At 61.9% G+C, this 17,821-nt stretch carries 12 protein-coding genes; 7 read left to right on the forward strand and 5 right to left on the reverse strand.

All coding sequences use genetic code 11. The features are described from left to right. Window positions 1–125: 125 nt before the first annotated feature. Window positions 126–338 (forward strand): hypothetical protein, encoded by a 213-nt coding sequence (locus tag U5A89_RS14705; protein ID WP_338161810.1) that lies wholly within the window; start codon window positions 126–128, stop codon window positions 336–338. 31 nt (window positions 339–369) lie between these two features. Here the strand turns inward: U5A89_RS14705 and U5A89_RS21370 are convergent, their stop codons facing one another. From U5A89_RS21370 to U5A89_RS14715, 3 genes are all read right to left on the reverse strand, one after another. Next, window positions 370–582 (reverse strand): hypothetical protein, encoded by a 213-nt coding sequence (locus tag U5A89_RS21370; protein WP_445190657.1) that lies wholly within the window; start codon window positions 580–582, stop codon window positions 370–372. A gap of 88 nt (window positions 583–670) precedes the next feature. Next, complete coding sequence (locus U5A89_RS14710) at window positions 671–1,375, reverse strand: toll/interleukin-1 receptor domain-containing protein (protein WP_338161811.1); 705 nt, start codon at window positions 1,373–1,375, stop codon at window positions 671–673. A gap of 116 nt (window positions 1,376–1,491) precedes the next feature. After that, on the reverse strand, window positions 1,492–3,633 hold the full coding sequence (locus U5A89_RS14715) for a KAP family P-loop NTPase fold protein (RefSeq protein WP_338161812.1): 2,142 nt from the start codon (window positions 3,631–3,633) through the stop codon (window positions 1,492–1,494). A 331-nt stretch (window positions 3,634–3,964) separates the two neighbouring features. On the opposite strand from U5A89_RS14715, the gene U5A89_RS14720 reads away from it, so the two are divergent. From U5A89_RS14720 to U5A89_RS14745, 6 genes are all read left to right on the forward strand, one after another. Beyond that, complete coding sequence (locus U5A89_RS14720; RefSeq protein WP_338161813.1) at window positions 3,965–4,879, forward strand: hypothetical protein; 915 nt, start codon at window positions 3,965–3,967, stop codon at window positions 4,877–4,879. Between the two features lie 79 nt (window positions 4,880–4,958). Continuing rightward, the gene (locus U5A89_RS14725) at window positions 4,959–11,066 is read left to right on the forward strand and encodes a DUF3320 domain-containing protein (protein WP_338161814.1); all 6,108 of its coding nucleotides are present in this window, start codon (window positions 4,959–4,961) and stop codon (window positions 11,064–11,066) included. 369 nt (window positions 11,067–11,435) lie between these two features. Next, window positions 11,436–13,004: an ATP-binding protein gene (locus tag U5A89_RS14730; protein WP_338161815.1), complete on the forward strand. Its 1,569-nt coding sequence runs from the start codon at window positions 11,436–11,438 to the stop codon at window positions 13,002–13,004. Then, window positions 12,997–13,575 (forward strand): response regulator transcription factor, encoded by a 579-nt coding sequence (locus U5A89_RS14735; protein WP_338161816.1) that lies wholly within the window; start codon window positions 12,997–12,999, stop codon window positions 13,573–13,575. Before U5A89_RS14730 ends, U5A89_RS14735 begins: the two co-directional genes overlap by 8 nt. 395 nt (window positions 13,576–13,970) lie before the next feature. Next, window positions 13,971–15,155, forward strand: coding sequence for an alpha/beta hydrolase-fold protein (locus U5A89_RS14740; protein ID WP_338161817.1), 1,185 nt, complete (start codon window positions 13,971–13,973; stop codon window positions 15,153–15,155). 41 nt (window positions 15,156–15,196) lie between these two features. Next, complete coding sequence (locus U5A89_RS14745) at window positions 15,197–15,643, forward strand: nuclear transport factor 2 family protein (protein ID WP_338161818.1); 447 nt, start codon at window positions 15,197–15,199, stop codon at window positions 15,641–15,643. A 472-nt stretch (window positions 15,644–16,115) separates the two neighbouring features. Here the strand turns inward: U5A89_RS14745 and ada are convergent, their stop codons facing one another. Together ada and U5A89_RS14755 are read right to left on the reverse strand one after the other, a co-directional pair. Continuing rightward, the gene (gene ada, locus U5A89_RS14750; protein ID WP_338161819.1) at window positions 16,116–17,219 is read right to left on the reverse strand and encodes a bifunctional DNA-binding transcriptional regulator/O6-methylguanine-DNA methyltransferase Ada; all 1,104 of its coding nucleotides are present in this window, start codon (window positions 17,217–17,219) and stop codon (window positions 16,116–16,118) included. A gap of 50 nt (window positions 17,220–17,269) precedes the next feature. Continuing rightward, window positions 17,270–17,674, reverse strand: a complete 405-nt coding sequence (locus tag U5A89_RS14755) for a YybH family protein (protein ID WP_338161820.1) — start codon at window positions 17,672–17,674, stop codon at window positions 17,270–17,272. Window positions 17,675–17,821: the final 147 nt, after the last annotated feature.

The following is a 17,821-nucleotide window of genomic DNA, read 5'->3' on the forward strand; positions in this document are numbered from 1 at the left end:
GCAGCCGCGAAAAACCTGATGGTAGATCCGGCAGCGCGCCGATCGATCGTCGCTCGTCATCCCGATACGGATCCGCGGCGACCGCACCGCATTGGGATCGAGAGGTGGGAAGCGAGGAGACGGGAATGGCCGAAGAAAAGCTCATCCGAACCTGTCCTGACTGTCGCGGTTCTGGGCGATGGTTCGACATGCCTTCGGACAAACGGAAGAACGGCTACGGCCAGATGGGACCTTCGGAATGCACGACCTGTAGCGGATGGGGCCTGCTGCCTACCGATGCCGGCAAACCGGTCTTCGACATGATCTTGGCGATGCGGCAGTCACCCAAGTGGCGATGATCTCGCGGTGCCCGGCTGCTTCGCCTGCAAATCAGGGGTGGTGGCGTCGGAGAAACGCGAGCAGCCTCTGCCCATCCTGCGTCACCTTCGTCCCACGTGCATCGCAATCGTTGCAAGGCCCGCCTGTCTGATAGGTGTTGCCGAACCGTCGGGCCGGAATTTCCCCTTTGCCCGCGCAGGCTGAGCACACCTCTTCAAGCTGGGGCATTTCGCCGCTTCCATCCGCGATGATTCCAAGTGGCATCAGGGGCTCCTTCAGCGCGATCGCATCTCAGGCGCAACCAAGTTCACTATTCAGCCATACCGGCTGCGAACGCCCAAACCATGAGTTTTCAGGACTTCGAACCGCTAACTCGCGGTGGTGCGCGGCGGGGTTTGGCCTTCGCCTGGGCGTTTGGTGGTCGCTTGAGCGCGGGGGCAGGCGACGGCTGCACAGCCTTAGCCTTGGATATCCCCGACGCCCCGCGCTTCTTGGACGGGGACGCCAGTTCCCGACGAACGGTGGCGATCAGGTCACCTATACCCCTCGCGGCGTCCACATACGCGGCATCGTGGCTTGACCAACTTTCCGGGGGCACACCGTCCTTGGGAAGGAGCTTGAAGCCGGCCGCCGACGTATGCTTCCATGAGCAGGGTTTCACTATCACCGCGACCACGCGCATGAGCTTGCGCGCACGACGTCCCATGGCGCGTCTGTATTCGATGTTCCAGCAGTAGTTGCTGTCCAGGTAGGAGGGGCTGAACAACGCCACGAAGATGTGCGCTTGCCGCAGTTCACGGGCGATGTCAGTCCCCAATGAAGCACCAGCAGCCATGTCGTTGTCAGTCCAGACCCTGACGCCATCACGCCGCCAAGGCGCGAGATGCGTCTTCAGCTTCTGCTGCGCGATTTCGTCCTTGTGCGAGTAGGACACGAAGATGCGGACCTCCGGCTTGCCGGAAGGCGGCTTGCCCTTCGATGCTGCAGTCGCTGGTCTTCGCGCGGGTGCAGACTTGGGCTTCGCGGTCTGCGATACCTTTCTGGTTCGTTCGGTCATCGCGACTTTATACAGCGAAGTCGGGGGCGGCATAGTGCATGAGATATCAGAGGCGGCAGCAGCGGAGGATGCGGAGGTTCAACGTCCTTGAGAAGGACCGTCGAGGCTCGAACGGACTACCAGTCACCATGCTCCTCTCGATAGGCCCAAGCCCTGAGGAATTGATCAATCGTCTCATGGCTGTCCGACCCGCTCTCCATTCGGCCGAGTAGACCGGTAAGGTTCGAACGGAAGCGGTCGGGATCCATGATCTTGGCGAGGCTGCCGACCGACGCGATGTCGGATCTGATCGCGACGAAGTCGTTCGACTGCTGTGTCCAGGAGTGCGTCGTGAATGAGCGTGCGAGCGTCACGAGCGAGGCATCCTCTTCGATCCTGACGGCCAACCATTCTCGAACTTCCGCGTCGTCGTCGAGGAAGTGCATCCAAAGGAAGAGAGCGCGCATCAAGTCGGGAACGTTCATCAATGAGACGTCGGCCGCCGCCGCCCTGACCCGGGTCAGGAATAGAGAGCGCATGGCTTCCGCACCCTCTTCGGTCAGCAGGCACCTGTCATCAGGCTCGCGATCCTTGCCCTCGCGGGGATGATGGTCCTCCCATGCGGATGCCGCAAGCCTTCCCAGCCAGCCCACTTGCGCCACCTGCGCAGCCGAGATCAGGATGGCAGATCGTTCCTGTAGGGTTGTCCGCTCAAGAAGCAGGCTACGCATCAACCAGTGAATGCGCATGCTGTTGCCGCCGAACGAGAAGCCCCGAGCGCGGTCGGTGGCGACGTCGATGTCATCTGCGACGGCGAACACTCCGCGGAGGAACGCCTCGGCAGCCTCGATCGGTATCTCCTCCGCATGTGAGTTGAGAGCCTCGAGCCAGGCCAACGTACGGGTCGTTCCATCGCGCCGCGGCTGCTTCAACCCACCCTTCAGTATCGCGCCGACCGACGCCGAGTCCGCCGGATCGTCAAGGATTCCGGCCAGATCCTTGCGTGAGACCGTGTCGGGGTCGATGGACATCCGGAAATATGTCTGGAAATGGCGCGGCGAGGCAATCCGACGATCCTTGTCCAAATGCGACCCGCTGTGGATCGTGCTGCCCCAGATCGCATCCAACCCCGGAAACAGGCGCGCCAGTGCATTGCGGTATCGCTGCTTGTCCGTCACCCTCGAGATGAGAAGGGCGTCCAGGCGCTCTGCGCTCTTGCCCCGGTCGTAGCTTTCGCGGTTCGGCCCGCAGATGAGCGCCTGGTTATCGCGAACAGCCCGATAGATCGACGGCTGGAACAGCCGGTAGGCCTCGATCGCGATGAAATCGCCGAGATCCACTTCGCCCTCGACGGCCGGCCAAGTGATGGAGAGAGCGTTGATGTAGCGCGCGGCGTCCCGCGGTGTCCTGACTTCCGGAGCGACGGCGGCATGGAACATGTTCATCACGTTCAGCAGCTGCTGCTCGCCAATGCCGCCGACTAGAGTTTCGATGTTCGACATCAGGATCCGATGTACATCCTCCTCGAGCGGAGCTGGCAGTTCGAAGGCGGCTTGGACGATCTTCTCGAGATAATGCGGCCCCTCCGACGGAAAGCGTTCCGCCACCACGCGTTCGGCAAGGTCGCGATCGAAGGATAGGACGTAGATGACGTTCGGCAGCCGTCCGACTGACTTGACCATCCTGAACATCGCTAGCGCCTCGTCGGGCGCGAGGCGGTCGATATCGTCGATCAGCACGACGAAGCGTTTGGCCTGCCTGGCGAGCGCCTCGGACAGTTCCCGGTGCAGCTTCTCGACGCTCTCACCTTCCTCGATCATCCCGCCAAACCAATTCATCACGCCTGACGCGATCGCGCCCGCGCCGGACGCGCCGGCCGCATCCGCGATCGGCGCTACCGCCCCGCCAGCGTTCAGAAGACGCGCACCGAGCTTCGGGAGCAGATGTCTGGCTCTGTCTCCCAGGCTCGGTTTGGTCGCGGAGTACAGTTCGCGGAAGAAGGCCAGCACGAGCGCCTCCTCTCCGCGGAACCACCACGGATTGAAGTCGGCGATCTCCATCTCGCCCGATGATGTCGCGTCCGTTAGGTGGTGTCGGAGCAAGTTGATCGCGCTGCTCTTTCCTGATCCCCATGGCCCGTTGAGCGCTATCACCACTCCGTTCGGAGAGCGCATGTTCCTCAGCGATCGCGCCAGTGATCGGACGAAGCCGTCGATACCGAACATGTCCTGTTCGGGCTTGCTGATCGGCAGGTCGCCATAGTCCATTTCAACAGTCATGCCGCCATTCTACGGCGAGCGCCTGGAATCGAAAGGGCATCGCGCCTTGTATCGATGTTGACGTCGAAACGGCAGCATCCGGGATCCCCTACGCAACTGGCGAACCGCCTATCAATGCGATCAAGGGCGCGCAGCAGAGACCGTTTAGAGACCCATCGCATGCGGCCACCGTAACGGGAGATGATGAGCCAATTGCGTCAGGCCTATCCACTTCGCGGAATCGAGCGTGGCAGGAGGCCGCCGCGGATGTCGGGCACACCGGTATGAGCGCCTATCCCATTGTCGCGCCGCATCAACAAGTTGTTCAGTCTATTGCGGGATATCTGCCTCGATGACGATCAATGACGCAAACTCCGATCCGGAAGCCGACCTCGTGCTGTTAGCCGTGGTCGATGCCTATAAGTGGTGGGTAACCTCGGATTTTGGATTTCTTCAGGCCACGGGGATACTCGACCAGAACGGCATTCGCAGCGCTCGGGAGGTCGGGGTCTATGATGTCCATCTGGTGAGAAGGATTGCGCGCGCCTACTCGGTCTCGCGCAACATACCTGTCGATCAAGGCGATATCCACGCGCGATCGGTGGCTGACATCCTCAATTGCGAAGCCGCCGGGTTGGTCACCATGCCCTTTGGTAAACGCGCGGAGCTTTTGGCGGCGCTTGTCGAGAGCCGGCCCATCAGGTTCTCGGATCGGAAACGGCGTGATGCCAAACGGGACTTGGCATCCGCCTACTCAAAGCTAACCTGGTTCCTGCGACCGGAAGACTGGACGATCTTCGACCGACATGTCGGTCGTGCGGTCTGCGGAAGCAACGGCGTGGGAACCCGACAGATGCGCTTGTTCTACGATCGTCTCACGCCCAACTGGGCCGATCTCAGTCCCAGGATCACGGCTGTGACCGCGATGCACGGCTTCGATCCCCTGCTCGGCTACCGCATAATTGACAAGTGGCTGTTCCTGCACGGGATGAGGGGAGCCGCCGCCGCCAGTCTGAGAACGGACGATCCCGTGGATGAGCACACCGCCTCCGGAACCGTTCTGGCGGCGCGGTCTGCATTCGCCGACATCTGCCGCTCCCTCCGGGCCACCACACAGGTTTTCCATCCCTTGGTGGGACGTCGGATGTTGGAACTCGCCGCCGACTTGGGACCTCTGCTAGATCGAAGCCCCTGGCTCTCCACGAACGACACGCCCCATGGACCGAAAACAAAAGCCAAGCATCCTGAAAGTCTAATCGTCGATTGATCCGCTTCTTCCGGATGCAATTGGACTCGACTTCCAAATGACAAGGCTGACATACAGGTTGTGAATCAGGGGGGATAACGTGGCGACGATTCCAGAAGAAGTTGGCTTGGAAGTTCGATCGGTATTCCAGAGCGACCTTCCCCTGAAGGAGAAGCTGGATCGGGCGAGGACGGAACTGCTCGATCTTTCGGCCCGCAACCGTCTCCTCAACATGCCGCGCTCATCCAAAAGCGTGCGCGCCCTTGAGATCATCGACGAAGTCAGCGCCGAGATCTTCAGACTGCTCGTCAGGGAAAACAGGCCCTTCACGTTTGTCGCGGGAAAATCGGCGAACGAGGAGCCTATCGAGGGCGAGGAAGTGGACGAAATCGTCGATCTCGCCCAGCCCGAGGACGACGAAGTCGATGAACGCGGTGTGCAGGCCCGCCACTCGGATACCCGCCTCCAGACGAGGCTCACCCCCAAAGGTCTCCAGAAGCGTCTGCTCGATCTATTCTACGATGCCCGCACCCTTGAGGAGGAGCAGGGCGTCAACATCCTGTATCTCACGCTTGGCGCTCTTAAATGGATCGATCCCCAGAATGCGGCCAACGTCCGCTTCGCGCCGCTCGTCCTCATTCCCGTTTCCCTAGAGCGCGGCAATGCCGGTGAGAAGTTCAAGCTGCGTGCCCGTCAGGAGGACTATGCCTCCAACCTCTCGCTGGAAGCACTTCTGGACCGTGCACATGGGATCAAGCTGCCGGCATTCGAGGCCAGCGACTCGTACGATCCCGCAGCATACTTCAGCGAGGTGGCGGACGCCGTGTCGGCGAAGCCAGGCTGGGAAGTGATCGCGGACAACATCGTTCTCGGCTTCTTCTCCTTCTCCAAGTTCCTGATGTATCGCGATCTCGATCCGGACAACTGGCCCGAGGGTCGCAGCATCGTCGACAGGGATCTGGTGCGCGGTCTGCTGACGGATGGATTTCCCGGCTCCGACACGCTGATCCCCGAAGACGCCAACATCGATCCCTTCATTCCGCCAAGCGACATGCTCCACATCGTCGACAGCGACAGTTCCCAGGCCCTGGCGGTCCACGAGGTGCGGCGGGGACGCGACCTGGTCATCCAAGGGCCGCCCGGTACCGGAAAGAGCCAGACGATCGCGAATGTCATCGCGTCCGCCATCGCGGATGGGAAGACCGTTCTGTTCGTCGCCGAGAAGATGGCCGCGCTGGAGGTCGTAAAGCGAAGGCTCGATGCGACCGGCGTCGGGGACGCATGTCTGGAAGTCCACAGCAGCAAGGCCAACAAGCGCTCCCTGCTCGAGGAATTGCGGCGAACATGGGAACTCGGACCTCCGCGAGGCCAGTCCCCCGGAACGCTGAATGTCCGCCTCACCGAAGCGCGGGACAAACTCAATGCCCACGTCCGCAGAATGCACGAGGCTCATGGCGCTTCCGGCCTGACACCTTTTCAGGTCGTAGGGCAGCTCAGCCGTCTGCGCCTCGATGGCGAAAAGCCCTCCGACATAGCACTGGAGGAAGCTGCCGACTGGTCGCCCGACGATTTCGCCGAACGCCATGGACTGCTGGCGGATCTCTCCGAGCGTGTCACGGCTCTCGGCAAACCGGACGAACATCCCTGGAAAGGCGTAGGCCTTCCCTCGATCATGCCCACGGACGTGGATCGCCTCATGGCGAGGCTTGCCGTCCTCAAGGCCGAAATTGAAGAGTTTGACTGCGGCCAGGCTGAACTGGCTGGACTTCTCGAGCAACCCAAGCCCGAAGCATTGAACGACTTTGCCGATCTGGCGATGCTCTCAGGCCGCGTTGCGGGCGCGCCAGAGATGGAATCCGCAGCACTCGCGAATGCATGCTGGGAAGATCAGGCAGGCGACGTCGCCAACCTCGTGGAAGACGGTGCCAAGCTGGCCGCCCTTCATGCAGAACTTTCGCATTCGGTCAACGAGGTGGCCTGGACATCGGACCTGACCGAGGCGATCAACGCGCTATCCCTGCTACCGCACTCCTTCTCCCTCGAAGCCTTCGAAACGATCGGCACCTGCGCAGAAGCGGCTCCCCGTCTCATGGCCGAGGCTCTGGCGCTCGCGAAAGCCCTTGGTCGGGACGCACCCGCCACGTTGGCCGAGATCGTCCGGCTGACGCAGATCGGCGAACGCGTCGCCGCAGCGCCGAATGCCAGCCCGGCTGCTTTCGCTGCGGACCTCTGGGATAGCGGCGTCGAACGTGCAGCCGATCTGGCGGAAGCCATCGCCGAACTGGAAAGGGCCCGCGCCACCATCGGCGGCGGACTTTCGGACGCTGCCTGGACGCTGGACCTCGCGGAAGCGCGGACCGTCCTCGCATCTCACGGAAGCGGCTTCCTCAAGATCTTCAGCGGAGACTGGCGGCGATCCAACCGCCTGGTAAAGTCCGTGCTCACGCAGCCCGACATGCCGCTGGAAGAGGTGCTCAGAACCCTGGATGCGCTCGCCGCTGGGCAGAAGGCGATCCGCACAGTGACATCCGAGGAGGAGTTCGGCCGCAGCGCCTTCGGTGCCGACTGGCGGGGGGAGCGGTCCTCCTCGGCTCCCCTCCTTGCGCTGGTCGAGTGGATGCGCTCGCTGCGCAATCTCGGTTCGGAACCACGTCTTATCGCGGCGAGGACCCCCGACAAGTCCGAAGTGGGCATACGCGCTCAGAGAACCCAAGCGGCCGCCGAGGAATTTACGAACGTCGCCAATAGACTCTGGGACGATCTTGACCAGCGGCGGGCCATTGCTTTCGGAGACGCCGCCGGCGCACGTCAGTCCGACCTTGCATCCCTGCTCGCCCTCGCATCGCGCATCGCCCATGCCGACGCGGAGACGCGCCGGTGGCTGAAGGCCGTCCCGATCTCGCTTGAGGAGCGCCAGCATTTGCTGGTGAGAATAGTCGACGGTCAGAAGGCAGCTTCGGCGATCGAGCAGGCTGCGCCTCTTGGTCGGAGCGCGTTCGGAAGCCTCTGGGAAGGAACCTCGTCGAACTGGACCAGCCTTCGCGACATCACGACCTGGATTTCGAACAACCGCGACATCCGTCTGCTCGTCAGCAGGATTGCGGATCGCCGCGAGCCGCCTACCCGTAGTCAACCGCTGCTGACCGCCTCAGCCAGACTGAAGGGCAAACTCACGGAAATCGCCGACCAGCTCAGGCTCGAGCTGATGGAGGTGTTCGGCGTCGCCGAAACCGGTCGAATCCCGATACCGCAGCTGCTTGCCCGCATTGAATTCTGGGCCGTGTCCGACGAAAAGCTCTTCCAGTGGACCGCCTACCGGGACCGCGCCGATCGGGCCAGGACGCTTGGATGTGCGGACGTGGTCGGCCGACTGGCGGACGGGCGGCTCGTGCCCGATGCCGTCATCGGCGCGTTCGAGATGGCCTACTACGAGGCGGTCTATGCCGATCAGCTCAAAGCGGATCCGGAACTTGGTACGTTCGACGGCACGCTGCACGGACGCCTCGCGCGTGAATTCGCCGACATGGACCGCCAGCGGATTTCGGCCGCGAGCTATGAGGTGGTCAAGGCGCATCATCAGGCGGTTCCCCCGCGCGACGGCGGATCGGTGGGTCCGCTCGGTGTCCTCCGTGCCGAGATCGCCCGGAAGCGTGGTCACATGCCCATCCGCAAGCTGATGGAGAAGGCCGCGCCGGCGATACAGGCGCTGAAGCCCGTATTCATGATGAGCCCCCTCTCCGTCGCCCAGTTCCTGACGCCCGGCGTCTTCGACTTCGATCTCCTCGTCATGGACGAGGCCAGCCAGATCCAGCCTGTCGACGCGCTCGGCGCTGTTGCGCGCGCGAAGCAGGTGGTGGTCGTGGGTGACCCCAAGCAGCTCCCGCCCACCGCCTTCTTCTCCAAGATGACTGGTGCCGCGAACGACGAGGACGACGACAACGGCAGTCGGGTGGCGGACATCGAGAGCATCCTCGGCCTCTTCACCGCGCGAGGACTACCGACCCGTATGCTACGCTGGCACTATCGCAGCAAGCACCAGTCACTCATCGCCGTCAGCAACCGCCAATTCTACGAGAACAAGCTGTTCATCGTGCCAAGCCCCTACATGGCCGAGGCGGGTATGGGTCTGCGTTTCCATCACATCCCTCAAGGCATCTGGGATGCCGGGGCGACGCGCACCAATGCCGTTGAGGCGAAGATCGTCGCCCAGGCGATCATCGCGCATGCCCGTGAACATCCCAATCTCTCGCTCGGCGTGGCAACCTTCTCGACGTCGCAGCGTCGGGCGATCCTTGACCACCTGGAGCTCATGCGACGGTCGCTGCCGCCAGAGGTGGAGAGCTTCTTCCAGTCACACCTCTCCGAACCATTCTTCGTCAAGAACCTGGAAAACGTCCAAGGCGACGAGCGCGACGTGATCTTCATCTCCGTGGGCTACGGTCCCACCGTCCTCGGAGGTCGCGTACCCATGCGGTTCGGCCCCCTTGGAACGGAGGGTGGCGAGCGCCGCCTAAATGTCCTCATCAGCCGGGCCAAGCAGCGCTGCGAGGTGTTCTCGTCGATGACCGACGAGGACATCGACCCTGACTTCGCGCAGTCCCGAAAGGGCGTGTTCGCCTTCAAGCTGTTCATGCACTTTGCCCGGACGGGACGCATGACCATGGCCGAAGCGACGGGTCGTGATCATGACAGCGTTTTCGAGGAACAAGTCGCCAAGGCGCTCCAGTCGCGCGGCTACCAAGTCCATCGCCAAGTCGGCCTAGCCGGCTTCTTCATCGATCTTGCGGTTTCAGATCCAGAGCGTCCCGGGCGCTATCTCATCGGCATCGAATGCGACGGTGCCTCCTATTATGGGGCCCGCTCCGCACGCGAACGGGATCGCCTGCGTCAGTCGGTCCTGGAAAGTCACGGCTGGACCATCCATCGGCTATGGAGCACCGACTGGTTCCAGCGTCCGAACGAGCAGTTGGACCTCATCGTCTCGCGGATCGAGGCCGCCAAGGTCGAGCACGACGCCGACCTCGCAGGCAGACACGCGAACCGTGCCGTGCCGATCGACATCGTGTCAATCGAACGCGACGACGTGACCGAGATCGGGCTGGTGGCCAACGACGACCAGCCTGAACAGATATTCTACGAGGAGGCGGTGGTCGATCGCCCCTCGCACCTGACCAGCGAGCTGCACGACGCGCCAAGGGGCATCCTCGCAACGCTCGCAGAGGGTGTCGTCGCGACGGAAGGGCCAGTGCACGTCAACGAGGTCGTCAACCGCCTTCGCGACGCCTGGGGCCTCAAACGCGCAGGCGGGCGCATCCAGGAGGCGGTCGAAATGGCGATAGCCGTGTCCGTGAACGCGGGCCGTCTGATCGAGGATGGCGACTTCCTATCCGTTCCTGCCAGGAAGCCGAAGGTCAGGGACCGCAGCATGGTGCGATCCGCATCGCTCCGGCGCGTCGATACACTCCCCCCGGCGGAGATCGAAGCCGCAATCATGGAGACCGTGCGGTCCAACTACGGTGCCTCGGAGGATCAGGTCTGCACCGTCGTCTCCCGTCGTCTAGGTTCCAAATCCACTAGCACGCAAATGCGCGATCTGATCTCCGGTGTGTGGAACAAGGCAATCGAGAAGGAATGGCTCGCCCGCCGTGACGGCATGCTGGTCCTTGGCGTCAGCGCCCCGGGCGCTGAGGTTCTACGACCGGCATCCCCTCTTGCAACCCTCATAGCCGAGGGCGAGCACGAGCGTCTCGAGTTCAAGGAAAGCCTACGTTGGGACGTCAAGGCCGGATGCGACAACAGGAAGCTGGAGGACGTGGTCCTCAAGACGCTCGCCGGCTTCGCGAACCGCGTCGGCGGCACGCTCCTGATCGGCGTGTCGGACGGCGGAGAGGTGGTGGGCCTGGAACGAGACTTCTCCTGCCTCGGCGGCAACAGGGACAAGTTCGAGCTTCATCTGACCAACCTCTTCACCAAGCACTTCGGACAGGCCTGCCGAGCGGCCCGCATCCGCGTCAGCTTCCCCGAGCAGGATGGGACACCTGTGTGCCGGGTGGACATGGAGGCTTCACCTGTTCCGGTCTTCATCAACGTCGCCGATCGCACCGGTAACGTCGCCGAACGCTTCTTCGTCAGATCGGGCAACTCCACTCAGGAACTCAGACCGAGCGAGGCCACCGCCTACATCCGCGGACACTTCCCGGCGAACTGAACTCCACTGCAGACGCCCTGCATCTTGGCGGAAGCTGCAAGGCAGTTGCCATTGCGGTCCCTCCCCTTCGCCATGAGCATGGTGGCTACGATGGAGAAAAGAGTGCGATCACCTCTCGACTGAAGAGCCTGTGAGCAACGATCAGGCGCTGTCGCCGCTTTCGAGCTTGGGCCTGCCCTCAGGTCACCGGCAGACGGTCCCGATCGACTTGCCGCGTACAAATTATCGCAGCGCACCGATCCGGCTTTATCAGGCCGCAAGCGCTACAGACGCATCAGGGTATTTTCCTGCTATCTGGCCCATCACCACTCTGCCAGTTGATGTGACATGACCCTCGCTCCATCACCGTCGAATGCTATGCGAGGCTGGTTGCCCGACCGGCAGGACTGCATCCTGCTCTTGGTTTACGCCGCTGGTTTTTGGCTAGCCCACTGGGCGGCCGGCTTCTGGGGCGGTGCGGGCTACTACTCGCTATGGTTCCCGGCGGCGGGTCTCCGATTTGCGCTACTCTGGCACGGCGGCGCAAGGCTGACACCCGCCATCGTCATCGTCGAGATCCTGGTCAACCTAGCTAAGGGGCTGATCTCTTTCACCTCGCCAGACTGGCCGATCCTTCTGTTGGGCATTGTTCGCCCAGTCATCGCCTATGGTGCGACGATCGGCTTCATCCGCTGGCTCGCGAGCGGATCCAGAGCGGACGTGCTCACGCCGCCCATGCCCTTTGGTCTTGCCGCAGTCACTGCCCCCAATGTCGCAGCGCTCTCGGCTCTACCGCAGGCGCTCATCCGACCCGAGCTGACGGAGGTCCAGACGGTCAATGACGTCATCACGTCGCTTGCGGCCTTCACCGTGGGCGATCTTCTCGGCGTCCTGATCGTCGCGCCGCCACTGCTCTGGATCGCCGATCTGGCAACTTGGCGTCGCGCCATGGCGAGGATGACTGTGGCGGCTTTTCCCTGGCATGCCATCGTCGAGAGCAGCGGCCTGCTCATCGTGGCGCTCGTCGTGACCGAACTGCTCAGGCGCGTCGGACTTGGCGTCCAGCCGATGCCTGCCGTCCTTGCAGTTGCCTGGACGGGTCTTCGCTTCGGTCGCGCAGCAGCCTGGCTGTCTCTTCTGGCGGTCACCGTGCTTGTACTTCCGTACAGCGCCATGGACATGGGCACAGGGGCAAGGCTGCAACTTCACCTAGGCCTCGCGACGGTGGTCGTGGTGGGATATCTTGCGGGCAGCTTCTCCGATGCGCAGAAGCAGGCCCGGACAGATGTCGAGAGGCGCGACCGGCTACTCTTCCAGGCCGAGCGCCTCAAGACGCTCCGCGCCATGTCCGTGGCGGTTATCCACGAGATCAGCCAGCCGCTGTCCACGCTGGCGATCGAAGCGCGACATCTGCATGGGATTACCGCGGGAGCCGACGAGGAGATTGCAGAGAGCGCCGCACTCATCGATCGCAAGGCCGCCACCCTTTCCGACCTCGTCAGACGGCTGCGGCGCTATGGCGGCAGGTCCGTCGACGAGCCGACGCCCCTGCCGGTGACGGCATTAATCGCTGCTGTGGCTGGAATGATCGCGCCCGAGGCAAGAGCCGCAGGCGTGACGCTTTCCATCGATGCGGTCGATCCTGATCTGGTAGTGATGGGGCAGGAGATCGAGCTCTCGCAGGCACTGATGAACCTGCTGCGGAACGCCGTAGAGGCGACCGGTGATGGGCTGGTGCGCGTGATCACAAGGTCGCGGGATGATGATCAGCTCGAGATACTGGTGCTGAACCGCTACTGCGCGGACATACTGCCGAAGGCGGGCATGGGGGTCGGAACGCTTGTATCCCGCGCCATTGTCGAAGCCCACGGCGGTGCGCTCACACGCGAGATTTCAGAAGATGGTGACGTGCGCGCCGCCATAACCCTCCCGCTGAAGAAGGTCTCTGGTGATGAATGACGTCCGACGGGTCTATGTAGTCGACGACGACCGCGATCTGGGCGCAAGCGTCGCGCGGCTGCTTCGGAGGCATGGCTACCAGGCGGAGCCATTTCTCGATCCCGTGATCCTGCTCGACATGTATGACAGCGCACCTGCCGATTGCATCGTCACGGATGTCATGATGGGAGACCTCGACGGCTTTGCCTTCGCTGACAGACTGAGAGCGCTGGATGGCGCGAGCGCCATCGTATTCATGACGGCGTGGCCGACCACCGCGAACGCGGTCGATTCCGTGCGACGCTATGGTGGATTGGATTACCTCGAGAAACCTCTGGATGAAGACCGTCTACTGGCGGCAGTAGCGGAAGGCGTCCGGTGGTCGCATCTGCGGCGCAGTCAGATCGCACGGACCGCGATGCTGTCTCCAAGAGAAAGGCAGGTGTTCGATCTGCTCGTTCAGGGCCACAGCAACAAGGTGGTCGCCGGCCTTCTCAACCTCAGCCCCAAGACCGTTGAGGATCACCGTTCCTCAATCATGGCGAAGACGGGGGTGAATGGTTTGGCGCAGCTCATTGCTCTCAATGTATGACATCACCGTTCCGGGAAATTCCCGGATGGTATGAAGGATCCCATGCCGCATAGATGGCCCCGTTCGCTCCTCCGGGAGCGGCGCCCGGCGGCGTTTGCGACCCACGCCGTCGGGAGACCTGCCGATCAAGGCGAAGGGGCACCTGCCCTATCGAGCGGCATCCGCTGCTAAACCCTTGATCGGCCCCTTCGCGGCAGCTTCGAGATAGCGTTGATGGACAGCACGCGCACCTCCCGCGCCTACTTCATGGCGATTCCCAAGCCGTTACATCGAAAATGCTGGAAGGGCGGCCTATTCTGGAAATGCGTCGGCGATGAGGTGCTGGGTGCTTGCCTAATCCACACAGATGCATAAAGTCTGAGTAATAAGATCTATAGGATTTCAGGGAGGATGGCATGAAGCGGGCCTTGATCGTGAGCCTTGCCTTGATGGTCGAGAGCAGCCGCGTACTGGCTCAGCCCGCAGCGACGCCTGCCGCACCCGCATCTGCGGTGATTGAGGATTTCAAACCCTCCACCCTCAATCAGCCTGGGCAGGCTTATCCCCAGGTCAACTCCCAAGGATATGTCCGGTTCAAGGTGATCGCACCTGGGGCCAAGGCGGTACGTGCGACGCTGGGCCTTGGTGGAAGGGGCGGCACGACGCTGGCAAAAGCGCCGGACGGATCATGGATGGGCACCTCGGAAGGTCCCCTCGACCAAGGCTTCCATTACTATCATCTCAATGTCGATGGCGGCACCTTCAACGATCCTGGCACCCTCAACTTCTACGGTAGCATCCGCTGGGAAAGTGGGATCGAAGTACCCGCGCGGGATGCCGACTTCTATGCGCTCAAGGATGTGCCGCATGGACAGGTTTCACAAGTCCTCTTCCCCTCTCCCAGCACGGGCACGCAGCGGCGCGCATTCGTTTACACGCCGCCGGGCTACGATGCGAAGCTCAAGGAACGCTACCCGGTTCTCTATCTCCAGCACGGCTGGGGCGAGGATGAGACCGCTTGGTCCAATCAAGGCCACGCCAACCTGATCATGGACAACCTGATCGCCGCCGGAAAGACCCGGCCGTTCATCATCGTCATGACATATGGCATGACGAACGACGCGCGGCCTGGCACCTTGCCCAGCTTCGACATCAAGCCGTTCCAGACCGTACTGGTGAACGAATTGGTCCCCTTCGTCGACACGCACTTCCGCACCCTGTCGGATCAGAGGCATCGCGCACTTGCGGGCTTGTCGATGGGCGGCTTCGAGACCAAGGCGATTGCGCCCGCAAACCTCGACAAGTTTTCCCATATCGGTCTGTTCAGCGGCGGCAGCTTCTCGCTTGACGACGTCAACAAGATGCCGGGCTTCAAGGACAAGGTGAAGTTGGTCTTCGTCAGCTTCGGCAGCCGGGAACTGGACGGTGGCTTTGCCCGTGGACCTGCAGGAACGCCCCGGCGCAATCCGCTCGCGGAATCCGATGCGCTCAAGAAGGCAGGCTATCCCAGCGTCTTCTATGTGTCGCAGGACACTGCCCACGAGTTCCAATCGTGGCGACGCAGTCTGCGCGAATTTGCGCCCCTCCTCTTCCGTGACTGATGCGAATGCGGAAACTGCATATTAAATCGAGGAAAAAGCGGATGCTCAGAACGACCATGTTGCTAGGGGCGCTACTCGCCTCGCCCGCTCCCGCCCAACTCGCTCCCGGCGATCGAATGCCTCCCGAGATCGGTGCGGCCTATGGAAGACTTGGAAAGGCCATGATGGCTCATGACGCTACAGGAGTTAGAGCTGTCTGGGCTGAAGATTTCGTCGTCAATTCTCCAAACAACACCGTGATCGGACGCGAGGAGGTGATCCGCGTCATGGAGCAAGACTTCCTCGACTATCGAGACTTTCACAAGCACATCAGCTTCGTCGGCGAAAAGCCAGAGGTGACTGTGATTATGGGGTATGACACGATGATCCCGTTGAAGGGGCCAGGCGCTGGCAAGCAAGTTATGCGACCATTCACCGATATCTGGGCGAAGCGGAAGGCTGGTTGGCAGCTCATCGCTCGTCAAGCAACAATCGCGGCTGCGAACTAGCAAAGAAGCTGCCATGGGTTCGGCCGTATGAGGCGTCGGACGGTCACCGCCAAAACGTCACACGCGACGGAACCCTCATTTCGGGCGATTTACGGACGTGTCCGGTCTTTCGCCGCCCAACTGCACTTCGCAGGCGGAGACAGGCAACGGTGCCGCGGAAAGCGCCCGTAAATCCGCCGATACTACGTCGCTCCTCCAACATCAGCTATGACTGGAAACCGACGTCAGAGCTTTTCCGACAACCATCACAGTGCGTGCGAGCTTAAGGTCAGCCCATTGGCGGGTCAAAGTTGAACTTCGCTCACCATCTAGCAACGCGTGCTGAAGCTATCGCTGCGCTTCTTCGAGCGCGAGGGTCTGTTCGCCCTGCCGCCAAACCGTCAATTCGAAGCTGCGTCGATTGCGATTCCGCATCCTGTCACATCCCTCTGGGGGCCTTTCACAGCTATCTGTCAATGGACGTCGACGGAGCTTACGCTGCGTCAAAAGTGTTGCGCTCCTGATCGAGAAGCTGCCGCTTTCGATCAATTCCCCACGCATAACCGAGGAATGATCCGTTGCTTTTGACCACGCGGTGACACGGGATCGCGATCGCCAAGTTATTTGCCGCGCAGGCGCTGGCGACGTCTTGGACAGATTTGGGGGCTCCGATGCGATCTGTCAACTCCGCATAGGAAACGGTCTCGCCTGGCGGCACGTTAAGCAGCGCGCGCCAAACACGTTGTTGGAAGGCCGTACCGCGGACGTCCAGCGGAAGGTCATGGCCACGGCGCGGATTCTCGACAAGCGCGACAACATGCGCGACTAACTGCTCGTATCTGTGGTCCGCGCCTATCAAGTTAGCGCTCGGAAATCGGTCCTGAAGGTCCGCGAGGAGCAATCCGGGATCGTCGCCGATGAGAATGGCGGCGACCCCGCGCTTGCTGGACGCGACAAGGATAGCTCCCAGCGAGCATTGCCCCACGGCGAAGCGGATGGTCTCATTTACGCCCCCGCTGCGGTAAGCGGTCGGCGTCATACCGAGCATGGAGCCTGACTTCTCGTAGAAGCGCCCGCTGGAGTTGAATCCGGCCTCGTAGAGGACCGAGGTTACAGTTTTGCCGCGCGCTAGGCCCCTGCGGACGCGGATGGCGCGCTGCGCGAAAGCGTAGTCGCGCGGCGTAACACCGGTAACGCCCTTAAAGACTCGGTGGAAGTGGCTGATGCTGAGCCCCGCGCCATCTGCCAGCTTGGCGAGCGACAGCTCAGTTTCGGCCGCTTCGATCCTGCGGCATGCAGCGGCGACGATCAGATCGTTCTGCTCAATGATGCTGGGACCTTCCGGATTGCACCGGCGACATGCGCGGAAGCCAGTCGCGCGCGCGTCATTCAGCGTGTCATGGATCTGGATGTGCTGGGGCTGCGCGCGCTTCGAGTGGCAGGACGGCCGACAGAAGATGCCAGTTGTTGTGACGGAATACCAGAACCGCCCGTCGGCCTTTGGATCACGCCGGGCGATGGCCGCGAGGCACGCCTCGCGGTCAGCGAAGCCTCGTGCAGCGGGATCTCCGGAGTTATGGTTTGGGTTTGGGGCCATCTTGGGGGGAGTATCTTCGAGCCTAGGTTCGGGCAGTGTTCATGCTCGCGTCAGCCGAGCTGGCGGACCTGCGTACCGAAGGGGTTATCGATGATGTAGCGCCAGTGGCCGTCCTCTCCGCGGCGGGCAATGTCGTTCGAGGTCGCGACCATGTGGAAATCCTCACCGGTCGGCGTCTTGCCAACGATGTTCCAGTCGAGGACGAGCGACGCGATCGTGTCGGCAACGAACACATGCCGCGGGATAATGACCATCGGGAGTTGTACGCTATAGTATTTCAACAATTCCTCGCGAATCGCCGGGATGCCGCGCTGGCTCTCGCCATTCGCGCTGATCAGGATTGCATCCTGCTCGTAGAATCCGCACATGATGTCGACGTCCATCGAATTGAAGTGCGCGAGCAGCGAGGGGACGATATCCTCGGGAGTGCGGGCTAGTTCGGGCTTGGTAGCCATAAATAATCCTTCTTATTGGTAGCCAATGCCGCAGTAGGCCCCTCCCCCGACGTCGCTCACTCCGGTGCTTACTTTTAAATTCCGATATGCTTGCTGCGCCAGTCGCATCGGAAGCGGAGCTTCTTTTCTTGGAATGTCTCGTGCAAC

It is taken from the genome of Sphingobium sp. HWE2-09, from assembly GCF_035989265.1.
GTDB lineage: Bacteria > Pseudomonadota > Alphaproteobacteria > Sphingomonadales > Sphingomonadaceae > Sphingobium.